General features: G+C 56.1%; 18 protein-coding genes. 13 read left to right on the top strand and 5 right to left on the bottom strand.

Annotated features, from left to right (window positions below):
- Window positions 1–158: 158 nt before the first annotated feature.
- On the top strand, window positions 159–902 hold the full coding sequence (locus tag QEN58_RS03900; RefSeq protein WP_280105850.1) for an SDR family oxidoreductase: 744 nt from the start codon (window positions 159–161) through the stop codon (window positions 900–902).
- A 99-nt stretch (window positions 903–1,001) separates the two neighbouring features.
- Here QEN58_RS03900 and QEN58_RS03895 read toward each other — a convergent pair whose 3' ends face one another.
- Both QEN58_RS03895 and QEN58_RS03890 read right to left on the bottom strand, forming a co-directional pair.
- Window positions 1,002–4,061: an efflux RND transporter permease subunit gene (locus tag QEN58_RS03895; RefSeq protein WP_280105849.1), complete on the bottom strand. Its 3,060-nt coding sequence runs from the start codon at window positions 4,059–4,061 to the stop codon at window positions 1,002–1,004.
- Entirely contained in the window at window positions 4,058–5,179 is a 1,122-nt protein-coding gene (locus QEN58_RS03890; protein WP_280105848.1) for an efflux RND transporter periplasmic adaptor subunit, read from the bottom strand. The genes QEN58_RS03895 and QEN58_RS03890 overlap by 4 nt, the downstream gene beginning before the upstream one ends.
- A gap of 257 nt (window positions 5,180–5,436) precedes the next feature.
- Between QEN58_RS03890 and QEN58_RS03885 the strand changes: the two genes are divergently transcribed.
- From QEN58_RS03885 to QEN58_RS03850, 8 genes are all read left to right on the top strand, one after another.
- Complete coding sequence (locus tag QEN58_RS03885; RefSeq protein WP_280105847.1) at window positions 5,437–6,207, top strand: MipA/OmpV family protein; 771 nt, start codon at window positions 5,437–5,439, stop codon at window positions 6,205–6,207.
- Window positions 6,207–6,893 (top strand): response regulator, encoded by a 687-nt coding sequence (locus QEN58_RS03880; RefSeq protein ID WP_280105846.1) that lies wholly within the window; start codon window positions 6,207–6,209, stop codon window positions 6,891–6,893. The genes QEN58_RS03885 and QEN58_RS03880 overlap by 1 nt, the downstream gene beginning before the upstream one ends.
- A complete protein-coding gene (locus QEN58_RS03875) occupies window positions 6,862–8,256 on the top strand; it encodes an ATP-binding protein (RefSeq protein WP_280105845.1) in 1,395 nt (464 codons plus the stop codon). The genes QEN58_RS03880 and QEN58_RS03875 overlap by 32 nt, the downstream gene beginning before the upstream one ends.
- Before the next feature lie 88 nt (window positions 8,257–8,344).
- Window positions 8,345–8,770, top strand: a complete 426-nt coding sequence (locus QEN58_RS03870; RefSeq protein WP_280105844.1) for a Rid family hydrolase — start codon at window positions 8,345–8,347, stop codon at window positions 8,768–8,770.
- A gap of 224 nt (window positions 8,771–8,994) precedes the next feature.
- Entirely contained in the window at window positions 8,995–9,423 is a 429-nt protein-coding gene (locus QEN58_RS03865; RefSeq protein ID WP_280105843.1) for a DUF2231 domain-containing protein, read from the top strand.
- Window positions 9,420–10,712: a PQQ-dependent sugar dehydrogenase gene (locus QEN58_RS03860; protein ID WP_280105842.1), complete on the top strand. Its 1,293-nt coding sequence runs from the start codon at window positions 9,420–9,422 to the stop codon at window positions 10,710–10,712. Before QEN58_RS03865 ends, QEN58_RS03860 begins: the two co-directional genes overlap by 4 nt.
- 80 nt (window positions 10,713–10,792) lie before the next feature.
- Window positions 10,793–11,338: a hypothetical protein gene (locus QEN58_RS03855; protein ID WP_280105841.1), complete on the top strand. Its 546-nt coding sequence runs from the start codon at window positions 10,793–10,795 to the stop codon at window positions 11,336–11,338.
- Between the two features lie 79 nt (window positions 11,339–11,417).
- Entirely contained in the window at window positions 11,418–11,714 is a 297-nt protein-coding gene (locus QEN58_RS03850; RefSeq protein ID WP_280105840.1) for a DUF1330 domain-containing protein, read from the top strand.
- 111 nt (window positions 11,715–11,825) lie between these two features.
- On the opposite strand, the gene QEN58_RS03845 is transcribed toward QEN58_RS03850, so the two are convergent.
- Window positions 11,826–13,952 (bottom strand): TonB-dependent siderophore receptor, encoded by a 2,127-nt coding sequence (locus QEN58_RS03845; protein ID WP_280105839.1) that lies wholly within the window; start codon window positions 13,950–13,952, stop codon window positions 11,826–11,828.
- Window positions 13,953–14,215: 263 nt separating this feature from the next.
- Between QEN58_RS03845 and QEN58_RS03840 the strand changes: the two genes are divergently transcribed.
- Genes QEN58_RS03840 through QEN58_RS03825 form a run of 4 tightly spaced genes read left to right on the top strand, consistent with a single transcriptional unit; the run spans window position 14,216 to window position 18,102 of the window.
- Entirely contained in the window at window positions 14,216–15,211 is a 996-nt protein-coding gene (locus tag QEN58_RS03840) for an iron-siderophore ABC transporter substrate-binding protein (RefSeq protein ID WP_280105838.1), read from the top strand.
- Window positions 15,168–16,259 (top strand): FecCD family ABC transporter permease, encoded by a 1,092-nt coding sequence (locus QEN58_RS03835; RefSeq protein WP_280105837.1) that lies wholly within the window; start codon window positions 15,168–15,170, stop codon window positions 16,257–16,259. The genes QEN58_RS03840 and QEN58_RS03835 overlap by 44 nt, the downstream gene beginning before the upstream one ends.
- Window positions 16,256–17,299, top strand: coding sequence for a FecCD family ABC transporter permease (locus QEN58_RS03830; protein WP_280105836.1), 1,044 nt, complete (start codon window positions 16,256–16,258; stop codon window positions 17,297–17,299). The genes QEN58_RS03835 and QEN58_RS03830 overlap by 4 nt, the downstream gene beginning before the upstream one ends.
- Complete coding sequence (locus tag QEN58_RS03825) at window positions 17,296–18,102, top strand: ABC transporter ATP-binding protein (RefSeq protein WP_280105835.1); 807 nt, start codon at window positions 17,296–17,298, stop codon at window positions 18,100–18,102. The genes QEN58_RS03830 and QEN58_RS03825 overlap by 4 nt, the downstream gene beginning before the upstream one ends.
- Before the next feature lie 90 nt (window positions 18,103–18,192).
- On the opposite strand, the gene QEN58_RS03820 is transcribed toward QEN58_RS03825, so the two are convergent.
- Both QEN58_RS03820 and QEN58_RS03815 read right to left on the bottom strand, forming a co-directional pair.
- The gene (locus QEN58_RS03820; RefSeq protein WP_280105834.1) at window positions 18,193–21,186 is read right to left on the bottom strand and encodes a type III restriction-modification system endonuclease; all 2,994 of its coding nucleotides are present in this window, start codon (window positions 21,184–21,186) and stop codon (window positions 18,193–18,195) included.
- Window positions 21,183–22,055, bottom strand: coding sequence for a hypothetical protein (locus QEN58_RS03815; RefSeq protein WP_280105833.1), 873 nt, complete (start codon window positions 22,053–22,055; stop codon window positions 21,183–21,185). Before QEN58_RS03815 ends, QEN58_RS03820 begins: the two co-directional genes overlap by 4 nt.
- Window positions 22,056–22,111: the final 56 nt, after the last annotated feature.

The raw sequence follows: 22,111 nt of genomic DNA, 5'->3' as shown, positions 1-22,111 counted from the left end.
AGCCAGCATCTCGACTCAAAGTTAGCATGACCGAACAGGCGTTTCTCCACACCTGCAGGATCAAGCAAGTTTTGCGCAGGTGTTGGCAAGCCCCGCCGCCACCGAATTGTTAAAAAGTGAGTGGCATTAAGTCCTAAAAACAGACGGAGAGTGAAACAATGAAAACATCAGGAAATACTATCCTTATCACCGGTGGCGGCTCCGGCATTGGTCGTGAACTTGCGTTACGCTTCAATGCACTTGGCAACACCGTCATCGTCGCCGGAAGGCGCATGGAAACACTAGAGAAAACCATTACTGGCCAGCAAAATATGCACACGATGGTTCTCGATGTCGAGGATCCAGAAGACATCGCCGCTTTTGCGAAGCGCGTCGTCGCTGAGCACCCCAACCTCAACGTGCTGATCAACAATGCGGGCATCATGCGCAGCGAAGATTTATCCAGTCCCAGTAGCCTGATTGACGCCGAACAGACGGTCGTCACCAACCTCCTAGGGCCGCTCCGATTGACCAATGCACTGATCAACCATTTAGTAAGCCAGCCAGACGCGGTAATTGTGAACGTCTCCTCCGGCCTTGCATTCGTCCCGAAAAGTAGCACACCCACCTATTGCGCCACCAAGGCAGCCATCCACTCCTATACGATATCGATGCGCGAACAGCTCAAAGGCAAAGTCGAGCTCATCGAGCTGGCGCCTCCCGCCGTGCAGACGGAACTGACACCCGGCCAGTCGACTCGCGAAGGCTATATGCCGCTTGATGACTTTATCGACGAAGTCATGACGTTGTTCCACGAAAAACCCACGCCCAAGGAAATACTGGTGGAAAACGTCAACTTCCTGCGCTGGGCTGAGCGCGATGGGCACTTCGATCAGGCGGTGGAGACGCTTAGCAAAATGTAAGTTCATACGTGGCTCCTAGTGAAAGGGTAGATCCATGCCAGCATTCACGATTAACGGGCGTACCATAGAACTCAACGTCTAGTGTAAGCGCTATCATTGTCATGCTTGCCTAATCTCCTGATATGGCTGTCGCTTCCAGCAAAAGCGCAGCCATATCACAAAATCATCGATACCGCTGTAAACAACAGGAATCACCAACAGGCTCAAAAACGTCGACGTGATCAACCCACCAATGACCACGAAGGCCATGGGGGCCCGGAAACTGGGATCGCCAGCCCAGCCTAAGGCGATCGGCATCATGCCCGCCCCCATGGCAATGGTGGTCATCACGATAGGCCGAACACGTTTTTTGCAGGCATCAACGATGGCGTCCACACGTTCCAACCCATGCACCCGACGGGCGATAATGATGTAGTCCACCAGCAGGATTGAGTTCTTGGTGGCGATGCCCATCAGCATGATCAATCCGATCATGGCGGGCAGCGACACGGGCGTCTGCGTGAGGAACAGCGCCAGGAAAGCACCGGGTACGGAGAGCACCAGCGCCACCAGAATAGTGACCGGCTGCATGAAATCCTTGAGCAGCAGCACCAGCAACATATAGATACACAGCACGCCGGTCAGCATGGCAATCCCGAAGCTTGAGGCAAGCTCCGCCATTTCCTCTGCATCGCCTTCTGCTGTCTGAAACACGCCGCGTGGCAACTGACGTAAACTGGGCAGTGCCTGCACGGCCTGCTCGATTTCTCCCAAAGGCTGCCCTTGCAGGCTCACCTCGAAATTGACGTTGCGCATACGGTCATGCCGGGTGATTTCCGAAGGACCGCTGCTCCACTCAACGTTAGCCACGCTCTCCAGCGGCACTGGTCCGTTCGCACCAGGCACGGGTAGCCGTTTAAGGGTCGCCATATCCTCCCGAGCGGCATCCGCCAGCCGAACCATCACCGGCACCTGACGCGAGCTGAAGTTCAACTTAGGAAGGTCCTCGGCGTTATCGCCCACTGTCGCGATGCGCAGCGTATCGGCGATGGCCTGAGCCGAGACCCCAAGGTCGGCGGCGCGGGCAAAATCAGGGCGTACAATGAGTTCAGGCCTGACCAAGCTGGCCGTCGAACTCACCGCGCCGATGCCGGGAATGGTGCGCATCTCCCGCTCGACTTGGCGGGCATGCAGTTCAAGCACCCGGCTATCCTCACCGGCGAGCACCAACTCATAGCCATCCCCCTCGTCACCTACGCGAGTTCGCACGCCGGGAAGCGTGGCGAGTGCCACCCGCAACTGCTGCTCTATGTCTTGCTGCGTAACGCCCGCGCGGGTTGCGCGATCCGCCAAACCAATGGTCAGTTCCACCGAGGTCACACCAGAGTCACTGCTGCCGGAGTTCTCACCGATGGCCGCAAAAACGCTGACGACGTGCCGTTGCGTCACCAGTCGTGAGCGTGCCTGCTCGGCAAGCGCCTCCGCTTCAGACAAGGTGCTACCGGGCGGCAAGGTGAGCGTCGCCTGCGTCTGGGAATTATCATCGGGGGGTATGAAGGTCCCCGGCAGGGTCGAGGCCAACCAGATACCGCCTGCAAAGCAGGCCGCCGCCGCGATGAGCGTTGTCTTACGGTGGCGCAGGCACCAACGGGCGACGACCAGATAGACGCTAATCCACGTTGGATCGCGCGAGGGATGTTGGGGTTTGCGCAGCAGATACGCAGCCAGCATGGGCGTTAGCAGGCGCGCCACCAGCAGAGAAAACAGCACCGCTACCGAGGCCGTCCAACCGAACTGAACGAAGAATTGCCCGACGGTGCCGCTCATAAAGGCCGTGGGCAGAAAAACGGCAATCAATGTAAAGGTGGTGGCGACGACGGCCAGGCCAATTTCCGCCGCCGCGTCCATGGCGGCCTGGCGCGGGGGCTTGCCCATTAGCAGGTGCCGTTCGATATTCTCAATCTCGACAATGGCATCGTCCACCAGCACCCCGATCACCAGCGAGAGCGCCAGCAAGGTCACCACATTGAGCGAGAAGCCCATCAGGTGCATGAAAGCGAAGGTGGGGATGATCGACAGCGGCAACGTAACCGCCGCAATCAGTGTGGCCCGCCAATTGCGCAGGAAACAGAACACCACCAGCACCGCCAGCGCCATGCCCTCGAATAGCATGTGCAAGGAGCCTTGATAGTTATCCAGCACCGGCCCAAAAAAATTGAAGGCTTCTTCGACCTCGACATGGGGATATTGCAGTTGCAGCTCAGCGAGTGCAAACTGCACGCCCTCGGCCACATCCACCTCGCCGTACCCCTCGGCACGGGTCATCTCGACGCCGACGACGGGCGCGCCATCAAGCAATGCCATCGAGCGCCGCTCGGCCACGGTATCGGTGACCGTCGCCACCTCATCAAGACGAATACGGCGGCCATCGCTGAGTGCCAGCTCCATCCTCGCCAGCTCGGCTGCGGATTCAGCGTTGGCGATGATTCGCACGGCCTGTTCGGCACCGCCGACATCTACACGCCCACCGGGCGCCTCCAAATGCGCCTGGCGCAGCTGGCGTGAGATATCCAGCGCTGTCGTGTTCATCGCCAGCAGGCGATCCGGATCCAATGCCACGCGGACTTCGCGATCGACCCCGCCGATACGCCGAACCGAACCAACACCGGCCACCGCCAATACGGCCTTGGTCATTTTGTCATCGACGAACCAGGAGAGTGCCTCATCGTCTAGAACGGAGGAGGTCACCGCGTAGCGTACAATCGGCTCACTGGAAAACTCACCTTTCCGAATCACTGGGTCGCGCAGGTCGGCGGGTAGCTCCGAGCGGATGCGAGCAACAGCGTCGCGCACGTCCTCAATAGCCTCTTGTAAGGACTTTTCCAACCTGAATTCGATAGCAATGTCGGCATTGCCATCCGTCAACGTTGTAGAGATGTTTTTGACGCCGGAGACGGTAGCGATGGCGTCCTCGATCTTGCGGGCAACCTCGTTCTCCATTAAGGCAGGGGCCGCTCCCGGCAATGAGGCGGAGACCTCCACGAGGGGCAGTTGCACATCAGGTAAATCCTGAATAAACAAGCCTCGGAAGGAGATGAGCCCCCAGAAGGTCAATAGGATGAAGAGCAGAACAACCGGAATAGGATTGCGAATCGCCCAGGATGAGGTATTGAGCGTCATACCCCCTCCTCGGCGTCGGTCTCAATCACCCGCACCTGGTCACCGTTGCCAAGAAAAGCACCGCCCGAGGCGACCACTTGGGCATCGGGTTCAAGCCCGGCGCGAATTTCGATTCGATCCTCCGTGTGCTGGCCCAAGGCAACTTTAAGCTCCGTTATTTGGCCTTCACCGCTGACGCGATGAACGTAGCCAAAGCCATCACGGATCTGCACCGCGGAGCGTGGTAGCGTCAACACTTGGCGGGTGCCCAATTCAAATTCACCCTGGGCAAACATTCCCGCCCGGGCAACGTCGCTTAACGGTAGGTCGACATAAACCAGGCCATTGCGGGTAGCGGTGTCCACTAGCGGCGCGATGGTGCGCAAACGCCCGTCGAGTTCGTAGCCGCCTGACAGGGTGATCGTGGCAGGCTGGCCAGGTCGCAGCTTATTCAGCTCCGATGCGGCGACCTCGGCCCGCCACTCCAGCCGACCGTGGCGCGTCAATCGGAACAGTTCCTGATCGGCGCCGGTAACATCGCCAACAGTGGCCGTGCGTGAGGTAATCAAACCGTCGTCCGGGGCGACTACCTGCGTCTGAGCCAAGCGTAGTGCTTGGGCTTCATTCTGCGCTTGCGCAACGCCTAGCCGCGCACGGGCGGTAAGTTCGGCGGTTTCGTATTGCTGGATCTGCTGCTCTGAAAGCGAGCCGGTGGTTTTCAAACGTCGGGCACGCTGGGCATTGGCATTCGCTTCCGCAAGCGTTGCTTCGGCTTCCGCCACGGCGGCTCGGCTCCTCGCCAGCTCTGCGCGCACCGTGGTGTCGTTATAAACGGCCAGCACCTGCCCTTCCGTGACCTCATCACCCACGTCTACCTTGACGTCTACCAGCCGCAGGCCACCGATTTCGGTACCGATAATGATCTCCTGCCACGCAGCAATATCACCATTGGCCGCAATCGTGGTCGGAAGCGTCTGAGGTTCTAATGTCGTCACGTTGACGGATAGTGAGGGCTGCGCCGTCGGTTCGGCGACGGCATCACTCTCCGACGACAACGCCTGCATACATGCCAGCGCGGCAGCGCTAGCGATCACGGCAATCGTAATGCCGAGATACATCTTTCCGGTTGGAGGTGACATGATTCAGGCCTGTTTCAAATTGTTCAGTTCGTTGATGAAAAACGACATCAAGCATTTCTGTTGAACAACTATCGGCCTGCCTTCCTTTCTCATTTCTTACTGAGGTAACGTTTTAAATAAATCCGGCACCAGTAAGAAACGCGTAAGATAGCGCTCCTGATGATGGCACTTTCATACCACTCTGACTTTCACATCATGCTAGGAGTACACCTATGGGTCCTCGTCAATCGCTAGTACTGAACAGCCGCCTCACCACTATGAGATTGGTGACAGCTGCATTTATAAGTGGTCTTGTTATTGCATCTCCGTTGGCGTACGCCGACGAAGAGAGTTCAGACGAAACCACTTGGGGATTGGGCGTAGGCGCAATAAGCGAACAGGATCCTTATGCTGGTATCGATAGGGAAAACACCCTCTTCCCCTTGCTCCAGGTCGAAAACCGGTACATTAGTGTTTTCGGTCCAGAAATCGAATTCAAACTGCCGAGTCTTGTCATCAGCGACTCCCAACAACTCAATTTCGGTATCGTCGCCCAGTATGATGGTAGCGGTTACGAGGAAGGCGATGCCCCGATTCTCAACGACATGAGTGAGCGCAAGGGCGGCTTCTGGGCAGGGGCAAAGATGGAGTGGAACACCAACTTCGTTGATGTAGGCGCCGAATGGCTCACCGACGTCTCCGGCAACAGTGACGGGCAGCGCTTCGATCTTGGCCTGGAGAGAACGTGGCAAATCGGCGAACATATAATGCTAACCCCTCACGTGGGGGCATCCTGGCAGGACGACAAGAACGTCGATTACTACTTCGGCGTTCGTGATAGTGAGGTTCGCTTCGATCGCCCTGCCTATTCAGGGGAATCGGCTGTCAATATCGAGGCGGGGGTGCGCGGCATGTACCTGTTTGACCAGCATCACTCTGTGCTGATAGGTGTTGAGGTCACGAGCTTGGCTGACGAAATCAAAGATAGTCCGCTGGTAGATCGCTCGACCCAAAACGCCGTGTTAGTTGGCTATCTTTATACATTCTGATGAGCCGTATACTACTGATCGAGGATCACGACCGACTAGCTCATTTAATGTGCAAAGGGTTAGCGGCCGCAGGCATCGCCGTTGATGTGGTTGATCGCATCGATTCGGCTTGGGCTGCTGTCCAGCAGATGCCCTATCAGGCGCTGATACTCGATCGTGGCTTACCGGATGGCGATGGGCTGCTATTGCTCAAGAAATTACGCAACGCGGGCCTTAGCGTCCCCTGCCTGGTGTTAACAGCGCGCGATGCGCTGCATGACCGGGTAGAAGGACTCGAAGCCGGCGCCGACGACTACCTGCCCAAGCCGTTTGCCATGGACGAAATGGTGGCACGGGTTAGGGCCTTGCTGCGTCGCCCTGCGGAGTTCCACCCCATCGACCCCAGTCATGGTGATCTGAGACTACATATTGAAAGCGGCATTCTGTTCAACGGCGACAAGAGCATTACCCTCGCCCCGGCGGAGCTGCACATCATGCAGTCGCTGTTATACAAGCACGATGAGGTCGTTCGCCGCAGCGCGCTGGAAGCAGCGGCATGGGGGCTTAGTGAGGCGGTGACACCGAACGCCCTGGATGTGGCCCTACACCGTTTACGCCGCAAGCTGCTTGCCATTGGCTCGCGCCAGCGGATCGCTAACGTAAGAGGAATGGGGTATGCGCTTCGTCAAGCGGATGACGCTAAATAGCCTGAGGCTGAAAGTGCTGTTGGCCTATGTGGCGGGCATGGTGCTAAGTATCACCCTATTGGTAATTGCCGCAGCAGCGATGCTTCAGAGCGATCTACTGGCTCGTATGGACCTGGCCGACGCGGCGGAGGGGATGGTAGATAATATCCAGTTCGACAGTAGTGGTCAGCCCGTCGGTTTCGACGCCAGTATGAAAGACCGCGCTTGGCTATTCGAAGGCCCACAACGCGAGACGGCGTATCGGATTCTGGATGATGCAGGGAACGTGACGGTGGTCTCGAGTGCCGAAGAAACTTTCTGGCCAGCCAAGGGAGAGGTTCAGCGTTTGGCGCGTGGCAACTTTACCTTTGAGTATGATGACAGAACTTTCTACAGTGCTACGCAGCCCTTTGAGCATGGTGGAAGAACGTGGTATCTGCAGTTCGTCGCCAGTGCAAGATTCTTTGATGTCCTCTATCTGGTTGCCTTTCCACTGGTGGTAGCAGGCGTACTGGTGTTTGGCTTTGTCATGTTCGCCGCCTTCGGTTTATGCGCCTACATTACCTTGCGCTTCACCCTCAAGCCGCTGCGCGATGTTTCCAAATCGGCGGCGGCTATCTCACCGCGCTCTATAGACGCCCGGCTCGATACGGACGCCGTGCCTGTGGAAATTGCCCCGCTGGTAGATAGCTTCAATCACGCTCTGGAACGCCTTGAGCGGGGTTATCGCCTGCAGCAGGAATTTCTCGGCCATGCAGCCCATGAGTTAAAAACGCCACTGGCGCTGATCCGCGGGCAGGTTGAGTTGCTTGAGGTGGGGCGAAGTGGCCGCAAGGCATTATTGAGCGATGTCGAGTACATGACGCGGCAGGTACAACAACTGCTACTTCTGGCCGAAGCGAGCGAGGCGCACAACTACCAGTTTAGTGTTGCTCGAATGCACGACATCGCCCACGAAGCTTCCACCTACTTGCAACGCATGGCGGAGTCCGCCGACGTGCATTTAACGGTACTCGCCGCCGACGACAAGGTGACATGGGTGGCTGATCGCGGGGCATGCTTCACCCTGCTCAAGAATTTGCTGGAGAACGCCATCCAGCATGCTCCCGCTCAGACCGTCGTCAGCATAGAGATCCAAAGCAATACCATAACCGTGCGTGACCGGGGGCCTGGCGTCGATTCGACAAACCTCCCCCTATTGTTCACACGATTCTGGCGCGGCGCCCATCGGCGCGACCATGGCGCCGGTTTAGGATTGGCCATCTGCCAGGAGATTGCCATGGCACACGACTGGGTGCTGACCGCCCACAACGCCCACCCCGGATTGATCATGACGCTATGCAGCGAAAACGATACCCGTAGCCCGCAAAAACAGTATCAGTGAATACACGATGTGTGAGCATAGCCCGAAGGGCATAACGCACAATTGATCGAGGGATAGGTCTAGTAAAGAACTTACCAACGAGGTTGTCATGCAAATTTTAAGACGTAAGCCCCTTAATCCATCCAATCTGCCCGATACCTTGGCCGAAGGCCACAGTCAGGCCGTGTTGGTTCAGGGGGGCTCCCGGGTGCTGATGTCCAATCAGGTAGGCGTCGATGCAGAAGGCCGTTTGGCGGGCCCCGAACTTCCCGAGCAGACCCAGGCAGCACTCGATAACATCGAACGGTTACTAACGGCACTCGGTGGCGATCTCTTGCGGGTGGTGATGCTGAGAATCTACCTGGCCGAATCCGCACGCTACGACCAGCAAGTAGTGATGGAGGCGCTGAAGCAGCGTTTCCCCATTGCCCCGCCAGCTGCTACTTGGTTGATTGTGTACGGCCTTGCCGAACCGGAATGGCTAATCGCTATCGAGGCCGAGGCAGTGCTGCCGGGATACGTCTCCGATAGCTAAGGGTAAGCTGACTGACAGACGGTATAAAATCCAATAACACTATTCACTCGTAACAATATTCCTGCTCTCTTTTTCCAGCCACAGGCTTGCCTCGCTTTGGGCAAGCTTTTGATCATCAACTACACTTTTCTAACGAAAATGGTGGCGTTGTCTGGGCTGGCTGGGCGCATGCATCCCGCCAGCTAAGATAAATCAATTAGCTTGAACAGCATAAGGAGTTTGCCGTGAAAGCCTCTAATGAGCACACTTATCCTCGCAGGTTACATCCGCTTCACACCGTACTACTTGCCGGAACTCTTCCTCTCTTTCTTGGCACCGTGATGTGCGATTACGCCTACTCAACGAGCTACCATATTCAGTGGGCTACTTTTGCCTCATGGCTCAACTTAGGTGGGCTTGTTTTTACAGGCCTGGCGTTTTTATGCTCGATTGTTGGCTTCTTTCGTACGCCTGAGCGCAACCTGGCTCTGATGATTTATCCAGCACTTCTACTACTTACCTGGATACTTGCCTTGGTCAATGCGTTGGCACATGCGCGGGATGCCTGGGCCATGATGCCAGCTGGTTTTGCTCTTTCGATCGTCGTTGTATTGCTGGCAGGTACGGCCACCTGGGTCGGCTTTTCTCGCCTTGGCACGGGTGTTAAATCATGAAACTTACTAGCCTCTATGCTGCGCCCCTATCGGCTCTGCTGATAATCAGTAGCGCCAGTGCCCAAGACGTACAACAGTATGGCCCTAATCCTGACCTTCCTGAACCGCAGCGCGGGCTTTTGCCCGACATGACGATACCTGAACCCGCAGAGTGGGGCGACCAAACGCCCACTGTGCCCGAGGGCTACTCGATTACCGCCATTGCCACCGATCTTCAGATCCCGCGGCAAACGCTGGTATTGCCTAACGGCGATATTTTGGTGGCCGAAGGGAGCGGCGGCAATGCCCCCAAGTTGAAGCCAAAAGACTTCATTGCTGGGTATATCAAAAGCCAGGGCACCACCAGTGTTGAGAGCGGTAATCGCTTAACCCTGCTGCGCGATGAAAATGGCGATGGTAATTATGAGCAGTCGGTGTTTGCGGAAGACCTCAACGCCCCCTACGGGCTGGCACTGGTTGATAACAATCTTTATGTGGCCAACCAAGATGCCGTCGTCCGTTTTGACTACGAGGAAGGCCAAACCGAAGCCAGCGGGCCACCGGAAGAACTGACCAAGCTACCCGCTGAAATCAATCACCACTGGACGAAAGCGATGACCGCTAGCGCCGATGGTGAGTTCTTATACGTGGGTATTGGCTCCAACAGTAACATCACCGAGCGCGGCATGGCTGCTGAGGTCAATCGCGCTGAGGTCTGGGAAATCGATGCCGAAACCGGCCTGCATCGGCCTTATGCCACTGGCCTGCGCAACCCGACGGCTCTGACCATTCAGCCCGACACGGACCAACTTTGGGCCGTGGTCAATGAGCGTGACGAGTTAGGCCCAGACTTGGTGCCCGACTACCTAACGACGGTTCAGGAAGGCGGTTTCTACGGCTGGCCCTACAGTTACTGGGGTCAGCACGTCGACCCACGCGTTCGCCCGCAGAATCCTGACAAGGTGGAATCGGCGATTTCGCCCGACTATGGCCTGGGTTCGCACGTAGCACCTTTAGGGCTCGCCTTTTCCATTCCTGAAATGGGCGATGAATTCGCGGAAGGCGTGTTTATCGGCGAACACGGCAGTTGGAACCGCGCCGACCCCGTTGGCTATAAGGTCGTATTTGTGCCTTTCAGCAACGGCAGCCCTTCCGGCGACCCTATCGACTTCGTTTCTGGTTTTCTTACTGGAGATAGTCAAACCCGCGGCCGTCCGGTCGGCGTCACCATCGACCCCGAAGGCGCCCTTATCATCGCCGATGATCTAACGAACGCTATTTGGCGCGTCACCTATGATGGTGACGAATAAGCCACTTAAACCAACAGTGTGAAAGTGGCGGCAGCCGCATAGACCGCCGCCTTTTCCGTTTGATCTAAAAAGGACCTTATATGATCGAGTCACTGGAAGAACTCGAAGCCATCAAGCAATCGTGCCGCTCGATGGTTACGAAGAGCTCTGGCCTTTCCGCTGGCACCGCCATCATTCCCATCCCAGGCGTGAACATCGGTTCCGATGTCGCTATATTGCTGCGATTAATCCCGAAGATTAACGAGCAATTTGGCTTATCGCCGGAACAGATCGAGAGCCTGGATGCAGAGACCCGTCTGTTCGTAATGGCCTCCATCTCAACGACCGGCAGCAAGATGGCGGGCAAATATATCACCCGTAAATTGATTACGGTGATGTTCAAAAAGATGGCTGGGAGAATCTCGGCAAAAAGTGCGTCGAAGTATGTACCCTTCCTGGGCAGCGCCATTGCGGGCGGCATCAGCTTTGCCACCATGAAATACATGGGCAACAGCCATATCGACGACTGTTATGAGATCGTCCTGGCAACGCTCGAGAACGAGCAGCTTGAGCCCGTCGCCTTGATAGGGCCAACGCCGAAACCGATGCCACCTTTAACTACCGATATGGCCAGTAAAGCGGAATAGCAGCTTTGCTAATAGGGCTACGCTGTGGGGCGGTGATATGCTCTAGCGGATTGCTTAATGATGACATCAGGAGAAATGAATGCCCGCTTATGTCGTACTGACTCGCGAACACACCCACGACGCCGAGGAAATGGAGCGCTACGGCGAGAAGGCAAAAGCCGCCCGTGAAGGCCACGACCCACAGCCACTGGCTTTTTATGGCGATTTTGAAGTACTGGAAGGTAGCGCAATGGAAGGAGCGGTCATTCTACGCTTCCCCGATATGGCCGCTGCACGCGCCTGGTATGAAAGCCCCGCCTACCAGGAAGCTCGCAAGCACCGCTTCCAGGGTGCCGACTACCGCGTCTTTATCGTTGACGGTGTTCAAGAAGCGTAAAGCGCAAAAACCCCCGCCTTTGAAAGCGGGGGTTTGCGTTGGCTGCCTAGACGGCCCAATACATCGGCTAGCCTCCCCGACCAGTACCGCCTAGGAATGGGTGATCGGGCATCACCAGCGATAGCTCACTTTAGCGCTGATTTCGCGCCCCGGATTATAGTAGTCGGCCGTGCCGGAACCGACCACGTGCTGCTCGTCGAGTAAGTTGCTGACGTTGACGGCCAAATCGGCGTCTTGGGTAAGCTGGTAGCTGAAGGCCGCATCGAAGAGCGTTGCTGCATCGCTTTTGGACGTATTGGCGGTATCAAAGTAGTAAGAACCGACGTAGCGGGCGCCAAGGCCAACACTCATATCCTGACTTGGCAAGGTATAGTAGCCCCACAACGACGCCGTATGTTTGGGTGCCGCGGTGAACTCGTTACCCTCTCTGGCGGCGTTACTGTCGCGTACCACTTCCGACTCCATATAGGAGTAACCACCGGCCACGCTAAAGCTATCGGTCAACTCTGCTTTCGCTTCCAGATCAAGGCCCCGTACACGGGACTCACCCACGGTCTCCCGCTCGATAACGCCATTGTCCTGTACAACCGAGATGGTGACGTCATCCCTGGTTAGGTCATAGATGGCCGCCGAAAACAGCGCATTCGTGCCAAAGGGGGAATATTTCGCACCAATTTCGTACTGCTCGCCCCGTTCGGGATCGACGCCAATCGTGGGTGGTGCAACCGACTCCACCATGCTGACATAGGTGGAAATTTCGTCGGTGACCCGATAGGTCAGCGCACCGCGAAGTGAGGTCTCTGAGAAGTCATCGGAATCGGTAACGCCTGCCATGTTGGTGCTTGAGACATCCATCGAGTCGTTGCGCACACCCGCTGTCACAATAAATCGGTCATAGAAGGACAAATTCTGTGTCAGGAAGACCGACTCGGTGGTGAAGTCCTGCTTGTTGCCGCTATAGACGTTCAAGCTACTCGGTGCACCGCTAAAGACGGGGGTTGCGATATCAATGGAGGTCGCATCGCCGTAAAACGAACTGTCTTCAGTGGAAGCATCGCGGTACTCGACACCCACGAGCGTGCTGCTATCGACCTGATCAAAGCGGGCGTCGTATTGCAGGATAGCGTTGCCGATCAACTCCTGAGCTTCGTTGTCGGTACCAAAATAGTCGCGATCCACCACGCTGCCAACTCGTGCCGCAGAGTCAGTGATATAAACGTAACCGAAGTCATCAGTCAGGTCGCTGTAGCGCAGATTACCCCGCAGTGTCAGCCCGTTGTTGAAATCATGGGTGAGCTGTCCGGTAAGGCTGGTACGCTCAACATCGTGATAATTAAAACCAGGCTCGCCATAGAAGTTGCTGCGGTCGTACTCCCGGTCGAGCGGATAACCACCGCTATTGGGAGTATCGTCACGCTTCAGGTAATCGAAGATAACGCTTGCTGAAGTGTACTCCGTCGGCTCCCAGGCCAATCCTCCCATCAAGAAACCATTGTTGTCTTTGGAGTGATCGTATTCGCGGTCGCTGTCCCGGATGGTGCCGGTAAAGCGGTAGGCCACTGTCTCGTCAGCGTTCAGCGTGTCACCCACATCAACACCGGCCTCTTTGGCGTCGAATGAACCGTATGAGAGATAGCCCTCGCCAAACCGCTCAAAGCGTGGCCGCTTGCTTACGAAGTTGACCGAACCACCGGGATCCGCCGGGCCAAACAGCGTCGAGTTGGCACCGCGCAACACTTCAACGCGCTCATAAGCATAAGGCTCTTCACGCACACCGCGCATTGAGCCTAGCGTCAGCCCGTCGCGGTAAGTGGTCGCCTGAAATCCGCGAATTTTAAAATAGTCGTTACGATCATCAGTGCCGTAATAATCGGTGAGGACACCTGGCGTATATTGCAGCACTTCTTCGGTGGTAGAGGCGTTGCGCTGCTCGATCTCTTGCTCGGTAATGACTGACACAGAGGCCGGCGTATCGAGAATACTGGTGGCTACCTTACCACCTACCCAAAGCTCCTGAGCCACGATCGAGTTGGCATCATCATCCGCGTAGGCCTGGGCATTGACGATAATGGGTGCTAGGCGATAGCCCTCATTATTGTCACTGCCTTCGCCTGACTCCTGCGCGTTCCCAAGCATGGGAAGTGTGACCAGCGTCGTACCGCACAGAAGGGCAGTCGTCGTCTGTTGCCACCGCAAGCGGCTTGCGTTAAGCCGGACGGTGCCTTTGCTATCTGTCATGTTGAAGATCCCTTGAAATGAATAAACCTGCCTTGCTCGCCTTGTGTTTTTCTTTTGAAAGGCCGCAAGAGTATCCGGAGCTAGCATCACCGATTCAATAGTGCTAATGTTAATCATAATCATTTATTTTAAAAAGAAAAGCAACACGCCATGCCGTATGGAGCCACTTGCCTCCTCTGACTGAAACGGCGGGCTTAACGCTCGGCGGGGCATCTTTTTTAAACACCTAAGCTTTTTAAACACCTAAGCCTGCGGAGGAAGCGATGGCATCGCTCCATCAACGTTCAGCCACCTGCATGGCGCTTCTCGCCATGTGCAGCCTTAGCGCAGTAACCGTTAGCGCGCAGACCTATCCCCTTGAAATCGATCACGCACTGGGCACCACGGTACTTTCCGAAAAGCCCGAACGGGTAGCCACCGTGGCCTGGGCCAATCATGAAGTGCCGCTGGCGCTTGGCGTGGTACCGGTCGGCTTTGCCGCTGCCAACTTTGGCGACGACAACGGCAACGGGCTATTGCCTTGGGTAGAAACCCGGCTTGAAGAACTGGATGCCACGCCCCCTGACCTATTCGATGAAGGCGACGGGATCGATTTTGAAGCCGTGGCCGCCAGCCAACCGGATGTGATTCTGGCCGCCTACTCGGGGCTTAGTCAGGCGGACTACACCACCCTGAGCCAGATTGCCCCGGTGGTGGCCTACCCCGAAGGCCCGTGGGCGACCGACTGGCGCGATATGATCCAACTGAACAGCCAAGGCATGGGCATGGCCGAGGAAGGTCAGGCGCTCATTGAGCAGCTTGAGGCACACATTGCCGACACCGCCGCCAGCCATCCGGACCTTGCGGGCAAAACCGCCATGTTCGTTACCCACCTAGACCCCACCAACCTGGGGAGCATCTCGTTCTACACCGACAACGACGCGCGGGTACGCTTTTTCCACGACCTTGGTCTGTCATCGCCGGAGGTGGTAAGGCAGAACTCTACCCTCGGAAAATTCGCTGGCGAGATCAGCTCTGAACTGATCGACGAGCTCAACGATGTGGATATTCTCGTCACTTACGGCGGCCAGCCGCTCATCGAGCAGCTCAACGCCCACCCGCTCACTTCCCGGCTGCCGGTGGTAGAAAACGGCGCCATTGTCACCCTCGGCAATACCCCGCTGGGCACGGCCGCCAACCCTACCCCCATGTCGATTTCATGGTTGCTGGAAGATTATGCAGACCTACTCTCAGAAGCCGCACGCAAGTCACACGAGTAGCGGCGTAGCGCTTGGCTCAGATGTTAATCGCTCAGCGATTGTACGCCTCAAACATCACGCCACCCGCCGGTTTGCGGGCGGCGTGTTGCTGCTTGCCCTACTCGGCCTTGCGGCCATGCTCTCTGTGGCTTTTGGCGCCCGTGAAGTGGGCTGGTCGGAAATCTTCGCCGCACTAAGTGGCCAAGTAGAAACCATTGGCGATGCCGCCGTGGCCAGCCGCCTGCCGCGTACGTTGCTTGCCATGCTGGCCGGAGCCGCCCTAGGCGTTTCCGGTGGCGTCATGCAGGGCCTGACCCGCAACCCGCTGGCCGACCCCGGCCTGCTGGGTGTTAATGCTGGAGCGGCGCTGGCAGTGGTGATTGGCATTGCCTGGTTCGGTATCGATGAGACGACCAGCTACATCTGGACAGCCATTGCTGGCGCCGGTATCGCAGCCTGTGCGGTTTACGCAATCGCCAGCCTCGGCCAGGGCGGCGCCACGCCGCTCAGGCTGGCACTGGCTGGGGCGGCAATCACCGCCGCGCTTAGCTCGCTGACGACCGCCGTGGTATTACCGCGTGGCGATATCGGTGGGCTGGTGCAATCCTGGTTAGTCGGCGGCGTGGGCGGCGCGACATACGTTCAACTTCTCCCCATACTGCCTTTTCTGGCGATGGGGCTTGTCATTACTCTGCTCGCCGCGCGCAAACTCAATATGCTAGCACTGGGCGATGACACCGCCGCCGGGCTAGGTGAAAAGGTGGCGGTAGCCCGAGCCATGTCAGCCATCGGTGCGGTGCTTCTATGCGGGCCGATCACCGCTGTGTGCGGCCCGATCGGTTTTGTAGGATTGGTAGTGCCCCACGCCTGCCGCCTGCTAGCTGGCGGCGATTACCGTTGGCTGCTGCCTTTCTCTGCCCTCGGGGGTGCCGTGCTACTAACCTTTTCAGACATAGCTGGGCGACTGATCGCTCACCCTTCAGAATTGGACGTAGGCATCGTGACTGCCTTTATCGGCGCGCCAGTGTTTATCTGGATTGTGCGCAACCGCACAGTAGGTTCGCTATGAACCAGCCCCTGCTCAACGCGGCTAGCCACTTTGGCCAAATACTCAGGGCGAACGCGAAGCGCCGCTTTCGTATACTCACAGTACTAACTGCCTGCCTGCTCGCGGGTGTGGCGTTAACCCTGATGCTGGGGCAGTCATTCACCCCGCTTACCACAGTGCTACGTGTACTTGGCGGAGCCGAGGTGCCTGGGGTTGGCTTCACCGTGCGCGAATTACGCCTGCCAAGGGCAGTGGTTTCAGTGCTAGTGGGCGCTTGCTTCGGCTTGGGCGGCATCGCCTTTCAAACCATGCTACGCAACCCGCTGGCAAGCCCGGACATCATTGGTATCAGCACCGGTGCGAGTACGGGGGCGGTGTTTGCCATTGTGGTGCTCTCGCTGAGTGGCCCCGCGATTTCAGTGGTGGCGATTGCATCGGGATTGGGTGTAGCGCTGTTGATCTATACGCTCTCCTGGCGGCAGGGAGTGACCGGCGGGCGGCTTATCCTGATCGGCATTGGCTTGGCCGCAATGCTGCAAAGCGTGACCGCCTACCTGCTGATGCGCGCGCCAAGCTGGACGCTGCAAGAAGCCCTGCGCTGGCTCACCGGCAGCGTGAATGGCGTTCAGCTTGGCCAGGCACTGCCACTATTGATTGGTTTACTGCTGTTCGGCGGGCTGCTATTAAGCCGCCGTCGCGACCTCGAAACCTTGCGCATGGGCGATGATGTTGCCGCAGGGCTAGGCGTTGGATTGGCTGCTACGCGCATTATCGTCGGGGTGTCAGCCGTTGCGCTGGTCGCCTTCGCGACCGCCGTTTCCGGCCCGGTAGCATTTGTGGCGTTTCTTTCTGGCCCCATTGCGGCGCGCCTGATGGGCCGCAGCGGCTCGCTGTTAATGCCTTCTGCGCTGGTCGGCGCCCTACTGGTGCTGTTAGGCGATTATGCGGGCCAGTTTCTATTACCCGCCCGCTATCCGGTGGGTATCGTGACCGGTGTATTAGGCGCGCCCTATCTTGTTTATCTGCTTATCCGCGACAAAAAAACCAAAGGCACCCTATGAACGCTTCCTCACTTCTCGCCCACGGCCTGGTGGCAGGCTATGGGGAACGCAGCATACTCGATAACGTTAGCCTAACGGTGCCCGCTGGCCACACCACCGCCATTGTGGGCGCCAACGCCTGCGGAAAATCGACGCTTTTGCGCGTGCTTTCGCGGCTATTAACGCCCGAGCAAGGCAGCGTATTACTGGATGGCAACGCCATTCATCAACTACCCACTCGGCGCCTGGCGCAGCAGTTAGGCTTCCTGCCGCAGTCCCCCATCGCGCCGGAAGGTATTACCGTACTTGAGCTGGTTAGCCGTGGTCGCCACCCGCACCAGGGGCTGTTCAAGCGTTGGAGCGCAGCCGATGAGACCGCCGTTACCGGCGCCCTGGCCGCCACCCATATGAGTGAGTTGGCCGAACGCCACGTCGATGAACTTTCCGGCGGGCAGCGCCAGCGGGTGTGGATCGCCATGGCACTTGCCCAGCAAACCGACGTGCTGCTGCTTGATGAGCCCACCACCTTTCTGGATATCAATCACCAGGTCGACGTGCTTGACCTTTTAACCGACCTCAACCAGCAGCGTGGCACCACCATTGTCATGGTACTCCATGAACTCAATCTGGCCGCCCGCTACGCCGACAATCTGTTGGCCATGGCCAACGGGAAAGTCTACGCGGCAGGCCCACCCGAGAAGATTCTGACTGAGCAGATGGTGCACGACGTGTTTGGCCTGGAAAGCCGTGTCATCGAAGACCCCGTCACCGGCAAACCGATGATGATACCGCTCGGACGGTATGGGGCTCGCTCAATACCATAGATGGTTAATATCCAACCCAGCGCTTGTGGAGCAAAACCGGCACCGACAACACAAAAAGCTAACGACTTCACCGCGATGAAATCGCTACTACTACGTCGTTTTAAGCACATCCTCTAACGATGTAGCCACGAGATAACGGGCAGGGTTTTCACTTTCCTCTAACGCTGAAAAGTGCGCCATACCACACTTTATTTTGGCGTTTTCGTTACTTCGGCGGTCATCACCGAAAAGGCTGTTCTTGGTCTCCACAACAAAATAGAGCCGCTGCTCGCCTCCTTTGTCGAACACAATCGCCCAATCAGGATTGTATGACCCCAATGGAGTGGGCACTTTAAACCAGCTGGGTAACTTAGTATAAAGCTCCACGCCGTCATTTTTCTCTAATGAGTCGGCGAAGTCCCTTTCGGTGTTCGAATCAAATATGACGTGCTCATGAATAGACCGTTGAGTATCCAGTAGCATGTTGCGTAGATAGCCGGTCAGCTCATCCTTAGCGAACAGCTCTTGGGCGTAGAAGTGTTCCTCGCCTAATTTGTGGTATTTAATGCCATCGACTAACGCTAAGCGCTTGCAGCGATTGATAATTTCGCCAGCCTGTTCAATAAATTGCTGGGGGTTGCACTTGAAATCATCCAGGCGACCGCTTTTGGTCAGAATAGTGACGATACTCCGACGCGTTAGATGAGTACGGTCCTGCAGTTCGGTCAATAAGTCCGGCAGCTCAATGTCAGATTCATTAAGCACAACCGTACTGGCGCCGTCCTTTTCCGTCGCCTGTACGCCGCCTTTTCCAATCGCAATATCAACCTTGCGCCACTGTAGCCGTGCTTTCGAAATGGCCGGAGCGGCCTTTAAAGCATCGATGCAGTCATCCAGCAATTGGGCATTGTCGAACTGCACCCGATAGGTCGTTTGGTACTTGATACGGTCCCACAGTGCCTTGAACTCATCTGATAGATAAACGGCTTTGCCCGCCTTGTCTTTACGCAGCGGCACCGGCTTGCGCTCGTCGGCATTTTTTACTTCCAGCCGCCCAGAGACCTTACGTAGCACCTCGATAATCTGGTCGCGATGCGCCGTGTTAAACGTTGCTGGCAATTCCAAAGTGCCATTTTTCAAAACCTGCTTCAGTGACTCCTGTACAACGCCGTTGGCGTCGATGTACCCCGCCGTCATTAAGTACTCCCACAGCTTTTTAGACTGCTCTAAGCCTAATGCGGAGAGAGTTTCATCGGCAGACGTAACGGTAATACCGGCGAACTGGTGTTGCTCCAGCACACCGAAGCGGATGCCCGTTTCGGCCTCAATTTCACTTTGCAGGTTTTCAGCAAACTGTTCATAAGACTCCGTGGCGATGACGGTGAGGCGGTTAATGTCGAAGCCATGAACACGCTCACCCTCCTGGTTCACACACAGCCTTAAGCCCCTGCCAATAGACTGACGCCGCTCACGCTCAGAGCCCATTTCCCGCAAGGTACAAATCTGGAAAACGTTGGGGCTGTCCCAACCTTCCTTAAGCGCTGAGTGGGAGAAAATGAACTTGAGTGGTGTCGCGAAGGAAAGCAGCTTCTCTTTATCTTTCATAATTAGGTTGTATGCCCGCTCCGCATTCTCACGGCCGCTGGCATTGTTTTCCGCGGTATCTAACCACCCCCCTTTTCTATCGACGGAGAAGTAACCGTCATGCGCTTCTTCAGCGGCGTACCCCCAGTCCACGTCGTTGAAGAGGCTTTGGTAGGCGGGTAGCTTAGCCGCTCGCCGATACTCTTCCTCGAAAATACGCGCATAGGCGCCTTTCACAGGATTGCCCTCGGCATCATATTGGCGGTAAAGCTCTACCGAATCGATGAAGAAAAGGGACAAGACTTTAATCCCCTGCGGCCGCAGCACCTTTTCCTTATCAAGATGTTCGCGAATAGTGCGACGTATCATCTCTCGCTGCACGGCCAGCCGATCCACGTCACCATGGGCCTGCCCCAATTGAAGGAACTCTTCACCGCCGGGGTAACGCAGCTCCAAAAACTCTGCCCCCTTGGATGTATTGATCTCACCCACGCGAAAGTCAGCATAGATATCACGCTTCGCAAGAGGCTGTAGTTCGTCTCCGTCACTCACCGTCACCTCTTGGCGCTTAACCCCCGTAGCGGTTTTTACACTTAGCTCGACCTTGGCAGTGATGTTGCCGCGCTTATTACTCACCGATACCAGTCGCACAAAGGCTCTGTTATGAGCATCTTCAACCGTGGCGGCCGCCACTTCGATTTGCTTAACCAGCTTGCGCTCATAAGCATCAAGCGCATCAAGGCGATACACCATATGGTGCTTGTCTACATGGGTAGCCGAATAGCGCAGCGTGCAGAGTGGATTCATGGCATCCAACGCCATTCTACCAGCGCCTTTTAGGCCACCATCCACGCTCTGAGGCTCGTCCACAATGACGATGGGCTGGGCAGCCTTTATGAGATCAATGGGCTTCTCGCCGCCCGTTTTCTCGCTTTGCTTATAGAGGTTGTTGATGTCCTTCTTATTGATGGCCCCCACCGTGGCCACCATTATCTGTATGGTGGAGCTGGTCGCGAAGTTACGCACCTGGCCCAATTTTTTAGCGTCATATAAGAAGAAATCCACCGGCGTACCGGCATAAATCCCATTAAAGTGCTCTTTAGTGATCTCCAGCGATTTATAAACACCTTCTTTAATGGCGATTGAAGGGACCACGATGACAAATTTGGTGAAGCCGTAGCGCTTATTTAGCTCGAAAATTGTGCGCAGGTAGACGTAGGTTTTACCTGTGCCCGTCTCCATCTCGACGGTAAAGTCGCCCGAGGTCAGCATGCTGGAAGGCGCGAGGCCGTTGCGCAATTGCACCTCGCGCAGATTTTCTAACAGCTGGTCGTCCAGTAACGTTAGTTGATTGCCAAGGCCTAAATCGGTTTCTGCCATACCCAGCGCCAACTGGCGTTCTGGCTGCTTCATCGAAACCGTGAATTCGGTGCGGCACACTTCTTGTCCACGGAATAAATCACAAACGGCTTCAATGGCCTGCATCTGGTAGTCGAGATTCGGATCAAAATTCAGTTTCATATCTGTATGCCCAGCCATTGAACGACTTGTTTGGAAATAGCGTCGGGATGCATGCCATTAGTATTTATATTTCCCGAGTCATGGCGAATATCAACGGAATCATCATTCAGCCGACCTATTTCTTGCAGCCGTATTACTGGCTCTCTCGTCGAAAAATACAACATAACCAGCGGCGTAGGGAATTGGTTCACACATTCATAATGTGTCCTTAGCGCCTCAAGGCGCTTATATTTCCGACCATCGCGGCTAGGGTAATACCGGTTTATAAGATGGTTATCTAATGCATCCCCAATCGTATGTTTCTTAAACTCTATAATAAATCGAACCTGATTCTGATCATCCACCACGACCCCATCAGCGTCGCCGGGAAATGCTGCATCGGAGCCAGAAAGAAAGCACTCAACGGCGCTTGTTCCAAATGTCAGGCCCTTCTTTCCCACATTTACAGGACCGCCAGAATGCCTCTGTATCGCCGTTTTGAGATTGCTAACTGAATACTTCCCTATTCCTAAACCGGTATTTTCTGCTCTTCTTATTACCCATACGGGCGTTTGCTCAGTAATAACAGACACGGGAATGTCTGGAAGTAAAATGGCTGATAAATCATGCCTATAGTTCGAACAAACTCTTTCAAGATCCTCAAAAAAGCGCCAATCTTCACTTTGATTAAACAGCCTCAAGAGATCGCTTTTCGGCCCTTCAACCATTTCGCTCTCGTGCTCAAATCGCACCTGACGCGTCATCCACACCCTATTGGCTAAGCGTGGCGGCGACTGCATCCAGTCAACGAAAAAGTGAAAGCTCAACAAGCGCCAACCAGCGGGTAGCGAGGGTGCAATCCAATCACTCGGATCAGGTCCACGGCTCACAGAGCTCCTGTCTGCGCATGATGCTTGCTGAAGAGGCGTAATGAACATATTAACGC

It is taken from the genome of Halomonas alkaliantarctica, from assembly GCF_029854215.1.
Taxonomy (GTDB): Bacteria; Pseudomonadota; Gammaproteobacteria; order Pseudomonadales; family Halomonadaceae; genus Vreelandella; species Vreelandella alkaliantarctica_A.
The sequence above is the reverse complement of the archived record's forward strand: the minus strand, read 5'-3'. Positions and strand labels throughout refer to the sequence as shown.